The organism is Bifidobacterium avesanii (assembly GCF_009299475.1).
GTDB lineage: Bacteria > Actinomycetota > Actinomycetes > Actinomycetales > Bifidobacteriaceae > Bifidobacterium > Bifidobacterium avesanii.
In genome coordinates this window covers 46,787-59,451 of record NZ_WBSN01000017.1, presented here as the reverse complement: position 1 = coordinate 59,451, position 12,665 = coordinate 46,787, and the positions used below count along the sequence as shown (strand labels likewise).

General features: G+C 61.0%; 12 protein-coding genes. 6 read left to right on the top strand and 6 right to left on the bottom strand.

The features are described 5' to 3' along the window. Positions 1-605: 605 nt before the first annotated feature. Positions 606-2,012, top strand: coding sequence for a tyrosine-type recombinase/integrase (locus DSM100685_RS08605; protein ID WP_163201095.1), 1,407 nt, complete (start codon positions 606-608; stop codon positions 2,010-2,012). Between the two features lie 239 nt (positions 2,013-2,251). Here DSM100685_RS08605 and DSM100685_RS08600 read toward each other — a convergent pair whose 3' ends face one another. From DSM100685_RS08600 to DSM100685_RS08580, 5 genes are all read right to left on the bottom strand, one after another. Then, positions 2,252-3,607, bottom strand: coding sequence for a P-loop NTPase family protein (locus tag DSM100685_RS08600; RefSeq protein WP_163201093.1), 1,356 nt, complete (start codon positions 3,605-3,607; stop codon positions 2,252-2,254). Between the two features lie 253 nt (positions 3,608-3,860). Next, positions 3,861-4,052 carry a hypothetical protein gene (locus DSM100685_RS08595; protein ID WP_152350934.1) on the bottom strand — a complete coding sequence of 64 codons (192 nt, stop codon included), beginning with the start codon at positions 4,050-4,052 and terminating at the stop codon, positions 3,861-3,863. Beyond that, positions 4,030-4,227 carry a hypothetical protein gene (locus DSM100685_RS08590; RefSeq protein ID WP_152350933.1) on the bottom strand — a complete coding sequence of 66 codons (198 nt, stop codon included), beginning with the start codon at positions 4,225-4,227 and terminating at the stop codon, positions 4,030-4,032. The genes DSM100685_RS08595 and DSM100685_RS08590 overlap by 23 nt, the downstream gene beginning before the upstream one ends. A 411-nt stretch (positions 4,228-4,638) precedes the next feature. After that, entirely contained in the window at positions 4,639-5,007 is a 369-nt protein-coding gene (locus DSM100685_RS08585; protein ID WP_152350932.1) for a hypothetical protein, read from the bottom strand. 54 nt (positions 5,008-5,061) lie between these two features. After that, positions 5,062-5,364 carry a hypothetical protein gene (locus tag DSM100685_RS08580; RefSeq protein ID WP_152350931.1) on the bottom strand — a complete coding sequence of 101 codons (303 nt, stop codon included), beginning with the start codon at positions 5,362-5,364 and terminating at the stop codon, positions 5,062-5,064. Positions 5,365-5,742: 378 nt separating this feature from the next. Here DSM100685_RS08580 and DSM100685_RS08575 point away from each other — a divergent pair, with 378 nt between their 5' ends. The 3 genes from DSM100685_RS08575 (at position 5,743) to fucO (ending at position 8,259) form a co-directional block, all read left to right on the top strand. Further along, the gene (locus DSM100685_RS08575) at positions 5,743-6,333 is read left to right on the top strand and encodes a hypothetical protein (RefSeq protein WP_152350930.1); all 591 of its coding nucleotides are present in this window, start codon (positions 5,743-5,745) and stop codon (positions 6,331-6,333) included. Between the two features lie 62 nt (positions 6,334-6,395). Next, positions 6,396-6,971 (top strand): hypothetical protein, encoded by a 576-nt coding sequence (locus DSM100685_RS08570; RefSeq protein WP_152350929.1) that lies wholly within the window; start codon positions 6,396-6,398, stop codon positions 6,969-6,971. A gap of 136 nt (positions 6,972-7,107) precedes the next feature. Further along, on the top strand, positions 7,108-8,259 hold the full coding sequence (fucO, locus tag DSM100685_RS08565; protein ID WP_152350928.1) for a lactaldehyde reductase: 1,152 nt from the start codon (positions 7,108-7,110) through the stop codon (positions 8,257-8,259). A 643-nt stretch (positions 8,260-8,902) separates the two neighbouring features. Here the strand turns inward: fucO and DSM100685_RS08560 are convergent. After that, a complete protein-coding gene (locus tag DSM100685_RS08560) occupies positions 8,903-9,784 on the bottom strand; it encodes a glycosyltransferase family 2 protein (RefSeq protein ID WP_152350927.1) in 882 nt (293 codons plus the stop codon). 92 nt (positions 9,785-9,876) lie between these two features. Between DSM100685_RS08560 and DSM100685_RS08555 the strand changes: the two genes are divergently transcribed. Both DSM100685_RS08555 and DSM100685_RS08550 read left to right on the top strand, forming a co-directional pair. After that, on the top strand, positions 9,877-11,367 hold the full coding sequence (locus DSM100685_RS08555; protein ID WP_239512726.1) for an AI-2E family transporter: 1,491 nt from the start codon (positions 9,877-9,879) through the stop codon (positions 11,365-11,367). After that, positions 11,367-12,590 carry a glycosyltransferase family 2 protein gene (locus DSM100685_RS08550; protein WP_152350925.1) on the top strand — a complete coding sequence of 408 codons (1,224 nt, stop codon included), beginning with the start codon at positions 11,367-11,369 and terminating at the stop codon, positions 12,588-12,590. The genes DSM100685_RS08555 and DSM100685_RS08550 overlap by 1 nt, the downstream gene beginning before the upstream one ends. Positions 12,591-12,665 lie beyond the last annotated feature (75 nt).

Sequence of the window (12,665 nt, the reverse complement as noted above, 5' to 3'; positions counted from 1 at the left end):
TGATCTCGGGCGCGTTGATGCGGTCGTCGTAGAACAGGCCGACGACCATGCGCTTGACGTCCTTGCGGTACATTGCGGACTCCAATCCGGACGCCAAAGCGTCCAACTTTTCGTCCGCACCCCCATTCCATGGTGTTGCGCACTGGATGTGCTCAATGTGCGCTATGCGATCTGAGGATTGAGCGGATTCAGTGCGGGGCGCGGAGGTGTGGGACGCGAGGCGTGGAGATTTAGGATGCAGAGGTAGGAGGGTGGTGCGCGGTGCGGAGGTGTGGAATGCGCAGTGCGGAGATCTGGGACGTGCGGTGCGGCGCTGCCAGTCCCACACGCGAGAAAAAGTCCCAACATCTGGGATTCTTGTTCAAATTTTATCGGTTTTGACCGGAATCGCTCAGCGGGGGCACTACCATGGGAAGCGTTGGACGGTTCACCATGTCGGCGGGCCGCCCGCAGGTATGCACAGTAACCAGCTTAAAGGAGAGCGTTATGGTTTACAGGATGATTTTGAGGGAGACATAAGAAACCGCGAAATTCCAACGTTTTTGAGACTGCAAAAACCCCGAAATCGGGGTTTTTCTTTTTACCCGACGCTTTATCATGGAAGCATGAAAGACATCAGCCTAACGGCCTCGCGGGGCTTCGCTACGCTAACACCAAGCATTACAGTGGTCAACTCGCACGGCACAAGGAAGTACCGGGCCTACACCTGCTACCGCACAGCCTCGGGGGACTGGCGACAAGTAACGGGGAGCGCCCCCATGCCGGACGTGCCCGAAGAGGAGAACCCGGCCGTCCATGAGCTGGCCAAGTCGATGGCCGTGGACGCGATGAAGAAGAATATGCGCCGCAAGCTTGCCACCGGCAAGACCGGCACGCCGCGCACGCACAGGCTCAGCGATGCCATAGCGCTTTTCTGGGAGGACAAGGAGAAGCGGAACATCAATGGCAACACACGCTATACCTACGAGCAACAGATAGCGTCCGTGGGCAAGAAGCTACCCGACAAAAGCATCAACGCATACAGCACCGCTGAGCTACAGGCCGTCGTGGATGCGATACCCGAATCGGCTAAGGTGCTGAAGGGCATATACTACTTAGCCGTCCGCGAGGGATGGATACAAGCGACAGACGACCCCACACGATACCTACGCATTCCCACCGCACCGAAAGTGCGCAAGGCACAAACGAAGCACACTGAGGACTGGATTAGCAATGCGCCGGGCCTGCTTCTGTGGCTTGCCAAACCGGATGTGACCGACCCCATCACAGGGGAGCCGAAACCGAATCGATTCCATCGCTTCTATGCGCTCTACCTGATGGAGATGGGAATGGGTCTGCGCCGCGAGGAAGTACTGGGCTTGCAATGGAAGGACGTTGATTTCGACCACAAGCGTGTCAGCGTGGCCGAGCGCGTCATCATCGAGCTACGGGGGAAAGCGACGGTCAAGATGTCCGGCAAGACCGAATCAGCGGCAAGGCTCCTGCCGCTATCGAGAAGGATAGCCGACACGTTGCGTGCCAAGCGGGATGCCGAACGGGGCAAACCGGACGATTGGGTTTTCCGTACCGGCAGGGGCACATACTTCAAGCCATCGTATCTCACGAGCATCTGGCAAGAATTGCTTCTGGCCTATCACAACTGGGCTGTACAGGACGACATCGCCCGGAACCAACGGACAGGCAAACCGCGTCAATGGCCGGACGAGAAGGAAATGACGAAGAAGCAATGGAGCGCTACGGGATACGGCCCGTGGAAATGGAGGCAGCACGACAACAGGCACCTAGCCGAATCCATCATGGAAATGTACAGCGTCGATTGGGCCATACGAAAAGACATCCTCGGACATAAGACGGAGTCCGATGTAACCGCGAGGTATACGCACACAACGGAGCAGAAGCGTCGGGAGGCCATCGAGCTAATCGATAGCGAACTGACCCCAAAGGAACCGGAGGAAAGCTACCTCACAGCCGAACAGCTACAGGCCATCGAGGAGGAACCCGACTACAACTAACCAGCGTGGTACGAGCGCGGTACGCCCGCAACATCGCACCGCAACGCGCGGGCATCGTCGGCACATGCGGGGGCACCGCCGCCGTCCGGCACATCCCCGGCGTTCCGCCGCGCAAAGCACGACTCCACGGCGGGGGCACCGTTCGGCTTGCGGCACATCGTCCGCGCACCGCCGCCCCGTGCTTATGCGTCACTACCAGCACGACGTACCGCTACGGCCCCGTACCACGCCCTACGGGGTCAATCAATCGGGATACCATTCTCATCGACTGGGAACGGCAACGCTTTTGGGCTACTCATGTCTACGGGGTACACTTCATCATCCGTCACCGGCTGGGATACCTTAGTCGGGGCTGTTTCGGGCTTCTCGATGTACCCGTGGCCGTCTGCGCCTGAGGGGGCTACGCCGGTGGACTCGCTTATCATTGAGCGCAACGATTCATCCGCGAGCTTTTCCGGCCACTCGGGGCCTGCGACATGACGGAACTCGATGGTATCCCCATCCGAACCGAGCGACGCGCACACCGTACTAATACGCCGGTTTATCGGCCTCTGTTTCGGCTCAAACTCATCGTATCCATACCAGCCGCTCATGGGTCGGTTCGATGTAAAAATAACTGTGTCGTAGAGCGCCCTTTTGTTTGCGTACCGGGCCGTTAGCTCCACAGGATATCTATCAGTCCAACGCAGTACATCATCGAGCCGCATCCTACCGTCGAAGTCCTCGACGATAACCACCGACTCGCCTCTGTAAGCATCCCAAGGGTGTACGTAATCCGTCAATCGGTATACGTCCCTATCATGCCGCTTGCCGTAAAGCCAAGCCCACAGGGATTTTCCTACGCCAGCTTCACCGTACACATAGAGGCAATGCACATCCCGCATACCTTTTCCCTTCTCCTTCATCCAAATCTCATAGGCCCGGTCAAGGTATTTTGCAAAGGCCAACAACTTCGGGTCTTTCCTCATCAGCTCGTCAGGGTCAGCGCCCGCGAGAACCCTTTTCACCGCGTCATCACGGGTAGCCAAGTCCGTTCGCTTGCCTTGTTTGGGAAACTCAAAGCCGGGAGATTGCCAAGGGCCTTCTATGCGGGTTTCAAGCTTCGAGACATACCGAGCTGCCGCATCCGGCCGTCTGCAAACCTCGATGTCCGTTTGGTCTGGGAACAGCCGTGCGAAAGTACCGCCGTGCATCTGAGGGGTAGCGACGAAGAAGCAATAGTGTCGCATGCCGTTGTACTTGCCGCCGTCCCCGTATAGCCAGCCTCCATCGGGGGCCTTGGGCCGAGGCCCTTTTTCCCATGTCTTCTTTTCCGAATTCCAAATCGTGGAGCCGTCCCCCTCCTCCTTCTGGCCTATCCAAGACCACGACGGATGTCCCCTCAAAACGTCTGTGATGATACTCACGTCACCATGAACATATTTCGATGGAACCGTGATGAACCATGCCGACGAGTTCATCATGTGATTCAATTGCGAAATCTTTTTCTTTGATGGATAACGGATTTCACGCACGAAAGACAAGGCCATTCCAAGCACCTCCATTTTTGTAGGGAAGTTCCCGTCATGCTCGAAATGCCGGAGAAACGTACTCATCCAGACCAAGCACACGGTGCATTTCCATACATAATCTTTTTGTAGGGAAGTTCCCTGCATTTTGTAGAGAAGTTGCGAAGCCCCGCGAGGCCAATAATTCCAACGGTTTTCACCATTTTGTAGGGAAGTTCCCCGTAATGTTGCGCGCCCGGGCGGCAAAGCCGCCCGTCGCGTCTGCGCCCCCTACGGGGGCTTGACCCCCGCTGACGCGGGGGCCACGGGGAACTTCCCCCAGTGTCCACATTTGTGGACATCACTTCTGCCGGGACTTACGCCACGACAGCATGTCGGTGAGCCGATACCACGTCCGCCCGTTCAGCTTCTTGATGGAGTCGCGGAAAACGCCTTGCGCGGTAAGCCGCATAATCTGTGTGTCCGAGACCTCACCCAACACCGCTACATCGGATTGACTGACATAGACGTCACCGTCGATAATCCTCATCATCGTCCTCACCTCCTTTCTCGTCCCAGTAGGCCTTATAAGCCCGTTCCCGTTCCCGGCTATGACTCCATGCCTCGGCCAGCTCACGGACGAAAAGCCCAATAAAAAGAGCAAGAACCACCATCCATACCGGCACGCGCGTAGTGGTCAGCCATGCCAGTACCTCATGCGCCGTCATCGGCCCGCCTCCGAATCTTGCGAAGCCCGCGCCTCGGCCCGTTCGCGCCGCCATCGCTCGTAGCCGCCCTTAGAGACCTCGATACGCTCGCTATGCGGGGGTCTATCTCCGTCTCGTCTATCGATTCCAGCCGGTCGGGGCTCGTCACGTCGAGGGGTTTCTGTTGGGCTTGCAATCTCGCCAGCTCCCGGCGTACCGCCACCCCCACAAGTTTCGAGATGGTCATGCCCGGTATCGCTGCGGCCCACATCCGAAGGGCCGAGTACGCCGCCGGTTCCAGCCACGCTTTCACGGGCCGTTTTCGTCCGTCCATGATGAAAGTCCTTTCCGTCAATCCAAACCAACGCGACGAACAACGCCGCCGCCGTTATCAGCCCCAACAAAAAGCCGAGGACAAAAGACGCAAGAAGCTCAATCATGCGAAGCCTCCCATCGAAGCTCCTGGGCTTCCTCGCGTTTCTCATTCCGCCACTCGCGTTCAATCTGCTCAGCAAGCGTGTCGCGTATTTCGCCATCGCGCAGCATCTGCGATTGCATACGTCGAACATCAGTCATACCTTTACGCATCAGGCCCGCATTGAATGAAACCGCAAGCGGTTCAAACAGCACGCCATCGGCAATGCAGTCATCAAGGGGGCGAAGCCCCACCGGCCCCCACTGGCCTTCTACCGCTATGGGCTTATTCCCGAAGTAATGCCAAAGTTCCACGTACTCGGGCAAGCTCATGCCAGTTCCTTGCAATGCCTCAGTGAGAGGCACGACACCGTTAGGGATAGCCATAGAACACCTCCTTACGAGGGGCGGGGCCGAAGCCCCGCCAGTCGTACCAGTCGATTACTTGCCTTGCGCCGGTTCCGCCGGTTCGAGGTCGTCCACGATGACGCTATAACGCACCGAAGCGTATTTGCCGTTCACCGTTGCGTATGGGGTTACGATGACCCTTCCCCCAGCCGGGGCGAGCGGTATGTATTGCGGCCAGTCCTTAGCGACGCGGGCCTTGACGCTGATGCCCTCGGCCACGACCCACGCCCCGGCATCATTCTGAATCTGCACGACCACACCGCGAAGGGGATAGACCGGCTTGCCGTCAACCAGCTTCTGCGTAGTGGAGGGCTTGCCATCAGCTCCACGCTCCATCTGAGGCTCCGCATCCCTATAGCCCTGAAGGCATACAATGCGCATCAGCCAAGCGCTCGTAGGAAGAACGAGCCGAGAAATCCTACCGTCCATGATGACGTCCTTTCAACACCTACGTCGGCCTTTCCGACGTGTCACCGTGGATATATCGGACGCGTGATTTTTCAAAAACCCCGGTGGACTGGGGGTTTCCCGTGAAACGGGTAGTAGTTAACATATTTGTAACATAAGTTTTACAAATACGTAACATAACCTCAAAAAGCGGCTTGCGGAGGCCGTGAAAATGGGGCCTATGAGGGGCTTGGAGGTGATGAAAAGCCACAGTGGTAGATATTAACCTTGCGAGGCCGGAAAGACCGACCGAGGAAAGGCAAAACAATGGAGCCCAAAACGGCACGAGCCGCAATAGAAGCGGATGAGACGGGGGTCATCGCCGCCGCCATCGAGCAGCGCATCGCACGAGCAAGGGGATGGGAGACCAACAGCCCGGCGGAACTAGTCATTGAGGATTTGCCAGACCAGCCGCTAAGCGCAGAGGAACGAATCTGCCTCGCAAGAGCAATAACGGATAGCCTCGGCTTGCCAATCATGGCCGAAGAGAAGCTGCCGACAAAAGAAGACGAGCAATGCGTAAAGCGATTCTTGGATGGGTATGCTGGGGTCATCACCATGTACCTAAGCCGATTGCATTATTTCGACACCGCCCTGTTCAAACCAAATCAACAAAACCAACCAATGGAAGAATGGGAGTTCTATGCCCGCCCCAGCAAACGACTGCTGCGCCGGTTCATATCAACTATGTTCCTGAGACCGGAAGCGCTTGTCTACAGGCGGAGCGGAAAAGATATCTGGGCAGCGATAGCCCGGACGCTCAACGCAAGCAAGACATTTCGAGAGCAGTATGCGGGCATACTTCGTGACCCGCGAACGATGTTACTAATGGAGCTTGCAGACATACCCCAACGCTAATGCGCAGGGTGAGTTCGGAAAGACCGGCACGGAAAGGCAAAACAATGAAGACAATACGAATCGTGAGCGACCGGGGAATAGCCTTGCCCCAAGGCCTCAAAACCGTTTACGAAGAAAACGCGACCGTGGTCATCTCCGAAGGCATGCCGATGGAGATTGTCCGTGAAGACATCCAAGACAACGCAACTCGGATTGCGACGGCCGCGACAAGTTGTTTGGGACTGCCCCTCCTGAGCGAGGAAGAAATGCCCACAGAAAGAGACAAGCAGAGGCTTCTGGATGCCCTTAATGATTACCTCACCGTAGATGAGGAAGAACTGCTTGCGGCATACGACACCGCCGCCATCCAGCACACGGAAAAAAGGAAGCTATGCATTCACGCCCCCAGCGAATGGCTTCTGCGTCGATACATCACGGCATGGATACTTTGCCCTGAACGCATGACGTATTTTCCCACAGTTCAAGCAACGATAAGACAAACAGTGCAAATGTGTCCTAAGTTCCATCTGCCCGACATGGAAACAGAAAGGTACTGGACCATCGCTTCAATGCTTGAAGGAGCAGTACGCTGGATTTGGTTCGCGGCGACATTTCCCGACGACCGGCTGCGACGGGAGTTTGACCTCGACGTTCGCTAACACACAAAATGCGGGATGTCAGACCGTGCCGGTCTATAATCACTTGTGGAGGTGTCGTGTTCTTTTACCGGACTTTTTACCGGGGAGAATGCGACACCAACAAAACCCAATAGTTCCAATGCAAAGGAGCATAAAAATGGTCTACCGCATGATCTTCAACCAGACGGCGTACTTCGGCCGCGGCGCGATCAAGGAGATCCCCGAGGTGGCCAGGAAGCACGGCTTCAAGAAGGCGTTCATCGTCACCGACCCGGTCCTGCTGGAGACCGGCACCGCCAAGAAGGTCACCGACGTGCTCGACGCCGCCGGCCTGCCCTACGAGGTCTTCGACAACGTCAAGCCGAACCCGCCGGTCGAGTGCATCCAGGACGGCGTGCTGCGCTTCAAAGCCTCCGGCGCCGACTTCCTGATCGGCCTCGGCGGCGGCTCCCCGCAGGACACCTGCAAGGGCATCGGCATCATCACCGCCAACCCGGAGTTCGGCGACGTGCTCTCCCTCGAGGGCGTCGCGGACACCAAGAACCCGTCCGTCCCGATCTTCGGCGTGCCGACCACCGCCGGCACCGCGTCCGAGACCACCATCAACTACGTGATCACCGACACCAAGAACAAGCGCAAGTTCGTGGCCGTCGATCCGCACGACATCCCGATCGTCGCGTTCGTGGACCCGGACCTGACCGACTCCATGCCGCGCGGCCTGAAGGTCGCCACCGGCCTCGACGCCCTGACCCACGCCATCGAGGGCTACATCACCCCGGGCGCCTGGAGCCTGTCCGACTGCCTGTCCATGCAGACCATCCGCATGATCGCCAAGAACCTCGCCAAGTCCGCCGACGGCGACATCCCGGCCGGCGAGCAGATGGCCTACGCGTCCTACATCACCGGCATGGCCTACTCCAACGTCGGCCTCGGCCTGGTGCACGGCATGGCCCACCCGCTGGGCGGCCGTCTGGGCGTGGCCCACGGCGTCGCCAACGGCATCCTGCTGGCCCCGGTCATGGAGTACAACAAGGACTACACCGGCGAGAAGTACCGCGACATCGCCGACGCGTTCGGCGTTGAGGACGCCTATACCGGCGACCTCGAGAAGGTGCGCGAGGAGGCCGTGCAGGCCGTCCACAAGCTGACCGTGGACCTCAAGAACCCGACCAAGATCTCCGAGGTCGGTGCCACCGAGGCCGATCTGGCCCCGCTCGCCCACGACGCGTTCAACGACGTATGCACCCCGGGCAACCCGCGCAAGGCCACCGAGGAGGACATCCTCAAGATCTACACCTCGCTGATGTGATCTGACCCGACTGCGGTTCGGCCGGTCTGACCGGTCTGGTTGGTTTTGCCGGTTCGATCGGTTTGGCCGCCCTCCGGCATGACGACCGCTATGCTTCGGCCCCTTCTCCCGCGCGCATGCATGGAAGAAGGGACCGAAGCATTTGTGTTTGTAGTTGCTGGTGACATTGTGGGCACAGCGTGGGCCCATTGTGCCCACAATGTCACCAGCGAAGAAAAATATGATGGCGGTGTCCGCCGGGTTGGGTGGCCGGGCAGGTAGGATGGCCGGCCAGGTGGGTGGCCGGGCAAGTGGATGGCCGGACAAGTGAACAGGCGGACAGGTGAGCAGGCGGACATGGCGTACTCGCCGTTGCTCCGCACAAGTCGCGCGGCCGAGGGCGAGTCATCCCGAGCGGGGTCTATGAAACCGGAACCGAAGGCGGGATGACGGCGAGCGGACCGCCGAGGCACATGCGGCAGGCGGACATCCCAGGCAAAGGCCGAAAGGCCGGCGGACGGTAGCCGGACGGACCCCTCGACTCGTTGCGACCGCCCAGGATGACGTGGAAAGGGGAAGGACGAGGGGAATGACCGGGCATGTCGCCTATGTCGCCTATGCCGTATCCGTCCCCGCCCCGCGTCCGGCGCTCAGTGCCCGGCGCTCAGTGCGTGAGCTGGCTGGAACCCGCGAGAATCCGCTGCTGCTCGTCGCGCCACACCGCGGCGGCGCAGTCCACGTGCTCGCGCTCCATCCGCCGCTGGTAGATCGGGTAGAGGAAGTGGATGAACGGCCACATCACGCGCAGCAGGTACTCCGGGCGGAAGAAGCGCGTGTGGCGCGGATGGGCGTCGAACGTGTTGCGGAAGCGGTCCGTGTAGTGCTTGAACGAGACGAACCCGGAGGCCATGCGGCGGGCGCTCATGCCCACGATCATGCGCGGCGAGTACACGGTCTTGAAGTGCTTGCCTAGCAGGTGCAGCGAGATGTCCACGTCCTCGTGCATCACGTCCTCGTAGTCGCGGCACACCTCGCCGGCGATCGCGTGCCATGCGGTGGCGCGCAGGGCCATGTTCGAGCCGAACAGCATGGTCTTGTTGCCGTCGGCGCGGTAGATGAGCCGGCGCGTGCGGTTGTCGCCCCTCAAGCCCGTCTTCTTGAGCGGCATGTCGTAGTAGACCACCGGGCCGGAGGCGCCCATGGCCTTCGGGTCCTCGGTGAAGATGCCGGTGACGACCTCCACCCAGTCCGGCTTGAGCATGCAGTCGGCGTCCACGCGGCCCAGAATGTCGCCGGTGGCGGCGTTGAGGCCCGCGTTGCGCGTGGGGATGAGCCCCTGCTCGGCGTCCTGATGGATGAGGCGGACCGGCGTGCCGGGATGGTCGGCGATGAACCGCTCCACCACCTCGACGGTGCGGTCGGTGGACTTGTTGTCCACCACGATGACCTCGTGGGGCGCGCGGGTCTGGACGGTGGCGCAGGTGAGGCAGTCCTCGATGCGCTCCTCCTCGTTCCAGGCGGGGATGATGATCGAAACCTTGAGCATGCCTCAACCTTACCGTCCGGGCCGCCCATCGGTCGGGCCTGCGACGGCCGGCCCGCGCGCACCTGTCCGCGCACGACACAACAATGGTGCCCATGAGCATACAGGGCAACGACGGCAAGCAGTTCGATCTGGCTTCGGTGTTTCCGGCGAAGGGGGATCCGCGCCGGCCCCCGGAATGGTTCGGCAGGGGGCTGCTGTACATTGTGATCGCGGCGTTCGCGGCGATCTTCGTGTGGCGCTCGCTCGGCAAGCTCGAATACCTCGCGGTGGACCTCGTCATCTCCGTGTTCATCGCGCTGGCGGTGGAGCCGCTCGTGCTCATCATGGTCAAGCACGGCTGGAAGCGCGGGGCCGCGTCGGCCGTTACCCTGGTGGGGCTCGTGGTGGTGTGCATCGGCCTGCTCGCCATGTTCGGCAACATGTTCGTCCAGCAGGTGATCAGCCTGTTCCGCGGCCTGCCCGACGCCTACGAGCAGATCTCTGCGTACGTGGCCGCCAACACCACGTTCCGCATGCCGGCCATCCAGAACCTCGGCAGCGAGATCATCAACAACATCCAGACCTCGTGGGTGACCAACTTCGCCTCGCAGGCCGCCATGACGCTCGGCAGCATCGGCGGCGTGCTGCTCGACCTCATGACCGTCATGCTCGTCACCTACTACGTCTCCGCGGGCAGCCCGCGCATGCGCCGCAGCATGTGCCAGTGGCTCAGCCCGGACAGCCAGCGCCGCTTCGTGCTCGTGTGGCAGGTGCTGCAGGACCAGATCTCCAACTTCCTGTTCTCGCGCGGCATCCTCGCCATCATCAACGCGGTGTGCACCGCCGTCTTCCTCGAGATCCTCAACGTGCCGTACTGGCTGCCGCTCGCCCTGTTCTGCGGGCTGACGGCGCAGTTCGTGCCCACGGTCGGCACGTACATCGGCGGCGCGCTGCCCGTGCTGTTCGCGTGGATCAACGGCGGCCTGTGGTACGGCGTGGGCGTGCTCGTGTACATCATCGTCTACCAGCAGATCGAGAACCTCATCCTGAGCCCCAAGATCTCGCAGCGCACCATGGACCTGAACCCGGCGGTCGCCTTCCTCGTGGTGCTGGCGCTCGGCTCCCTGTTCGGCGCGCTCGGCGCGTTCCTCGCGCTGCCGGTCGCCGCCAGCTTCCAGGCTATCTTCTCCGTGTACACCAAGCGCTACGAGCTCATCGACTCGCCGCTGCTGGGCGACCCGAAGCCGCTGAAGAAGTCCAAGCTCGTCGAGGGCGCGGAGGCGTTCACCGAGCATGTGATCCACCCGATGACCGACCACATGCCGCGCGCCGCGCAGGGGTCCAGCAAGCGCGTGATGGTCGAGGAGGAGCTCGACGCCCTGAAGCGCAAGGCGTACAGCATGCCCACCGCCGAGGACCTCGACGCCTCGGAGACCGTGGCGATCCCGCAGCGCACGGACCGGGGCGCGGACGGCAAGGGCGTCAAGGGTCTCAGGGGCGCGGAGAACGGCGGCGGGGACGACGGCGGAGCCGATGAGGCGTCGGACGAAGCATCGGACAAGGCGTCGGACGCGGCCGACAATCCGCGCGGCGGGTGGCGCTGATGGCCATCCTCAACGTGCTCGACTGGCTCATCTTCGCGCTGGGCCTGTGCGTGGTCGTCTATCAGGCGGCCTACGTGGTCGTCTCCTTCTTCGCCAAGCCCGAGGCGTTCCCCGACGCCCCGATGGACAAGCGGTACGCGGTGCTCATCTCCGCGCGCAACGAGTCGGCCGTGATCGCGCACCTCATCGGCGACCTCCAGTCGCAGAGCTACCCGCAGCGGCTCATCGACATCTGGATCGTGGCGGACAACTGCACCGACGACACGGCGGACATCGCCCGCTCCATGGGATGCCACGTGGTGGAGCGCTTCAACAAGGAGCGGATCGGCAAGGGATACGCGCTGAGCTACCTGCTCGACGAAATGGGCCGGCAGGGCATGGCCGAACGCTACGACGCGTTCTTCGTGTTCGACGCGGACAACCGCCTCGACCCCCACTACGTGGAGGAGATGAACAAGGCGTTCCAGTCCGGCTTCAAGGTGCTCACCAGCTACCGCAACTCGGTGAACCTCAACGAGAACTGGGTGTCGAGCGGCACCGCGCTGTGGTTCCTGCGCGAGTCGCGCTTCGTGAACTCGTCGCGCATGGTGATCGGTTCCAGCTGCCACGTGGCCGGCACCGGGTTCATGTTCTCGCGCGAGATCATGGAGCGCAACAACGGGTGGAAGTTCCACCTGCTCACCGAGGACATGGAGTTCACCATGGACTGCGTGCTGCACGGCGACCGCATCGGCTACTGCGGCAGCGCGATCCTGTACGACGAGCAGCCCACGTCGTTCCGCCAGAGCTGGCGGCAGCGCGTGCGCTGGAGCAAGGGCTACCTGCAGGTGTTCCGCTACTACGGGGCGGCCATGCTGCGCCACGGCATCCAGGAGCGCGACTTCTCCTCGGTGGACCTGACGCTGCTGGTCTGCCCGTTCATGGTGATCACCCTGCTGCGCATGGTGCTGGGCGCGCTGTTCGCGGCGCTCGGGTTTGTCTCGTGGGCGAGCGTGCTCAGCGCGTTCAACGGGTGGGGGCTGGGCGTGCTCGTCTCCATGCTCACCATGATGCTGCTCGCCGCGCTCACGGTGATCGCCGAGCGCGACAAGATCCGCGCCACCAACAAGGAGCTGTTCGCCTACTGCCTGAGCTTCCCGATCTTCGCGCTGAGCTACGTGGTCATCTCCTTCCAGGCCATCTTCGCCAAGCCCGAATGGAAGCCGATCGTACATAAAGGCTGAGGTCACCAAGGAAGCCCGGTGGGCTTCCGACTGGCCTCGGCCTGAGCCGCCACCACGGCGGCGAAGGTCGGATTG

Excerpts from the sequence above, each read along its gene's own strand:
- DSM100685_RS08605 (WP_163201095.1), top strand. The coding sequence starts at position 606 with ATGAAAGACATCAGCCTAACGGCCTCGCGGGGCTTCGCTACGCTAACA.
- DSM100685_RS08600 (WP_163201093.1), bottom strand. The coding sequence starts at position 3,607 with ATGAGTACGTTTCTCCGGCATTTCGAGCATGACGGGAACTTCCCTACA.
- DSM100685_RS08595 (WP_152350934.1), bottom strand. The coding sequence starts at position 4,052 with ATGATGAGGATTATCGACGGTGACGTCTATGTCAGTCAATCCGATGTA.
- DSM100685_RS08590 (WP_152350933.1), bottom strand. The coding sequence starts at position 4,227 with ATGACGGCGCATGAGGTACTGGCATGGCTGACCACTACGCGCGTGCCG.
- DSM100685_RS08585 (WP_152350932.1), bottom strand. The coding sequence starts at position 5,007 with ATGGCTATCCCTAACGGTGTCGTGCCTCTCACTGAGGCATTGCAAGGA.
- DSM100685_RS08580 (WP_152350931.1), bottom strand. The coding sequence starts at position 5,364 with ATGGAGCGTGGAGCTGATGGCAAGCCCTCCACTACGCAGAAGCTGGTT.
- DSM100685_RS08575 (WP_152350930.1), top strand. The coding sequence starts at position 5,743 with ATGGAGCCCAAAACGGCACGAGCCGCAATAGAAGCGGATGAGACGGGG.
- fucO (WP_152350928.1), top strand. The coding sequence starts at position 7,108 with ATGGTCTACCGCATGATCTTCAACCAGACGGCGTACTTCGGCCGCGGC.
- DSM100685_RS08560 (WP_152350927.1), bottom strand. The coding sequence starts at position 9,784 with ATGCTCAAGGTTTCGATCATCATCCCCGCCTGGAACGAGGAGGAGCGC.
- DSM100685_RS08555 (WP_239512726.1), top strand. The coding sequence starts at position 9,877 with ATGAGCATACAGGGCAACGACGGCAAGCAGTTCGATCTGGCTTCGGTG.
- DSM100685_RS08550 (WP_152350925.1), top strand. The coding sequence starts at position 11,367 with ATGGCCATCCTCAACGTGCTCGACTGGCTCATCTTCGCGCTGGGCCTG.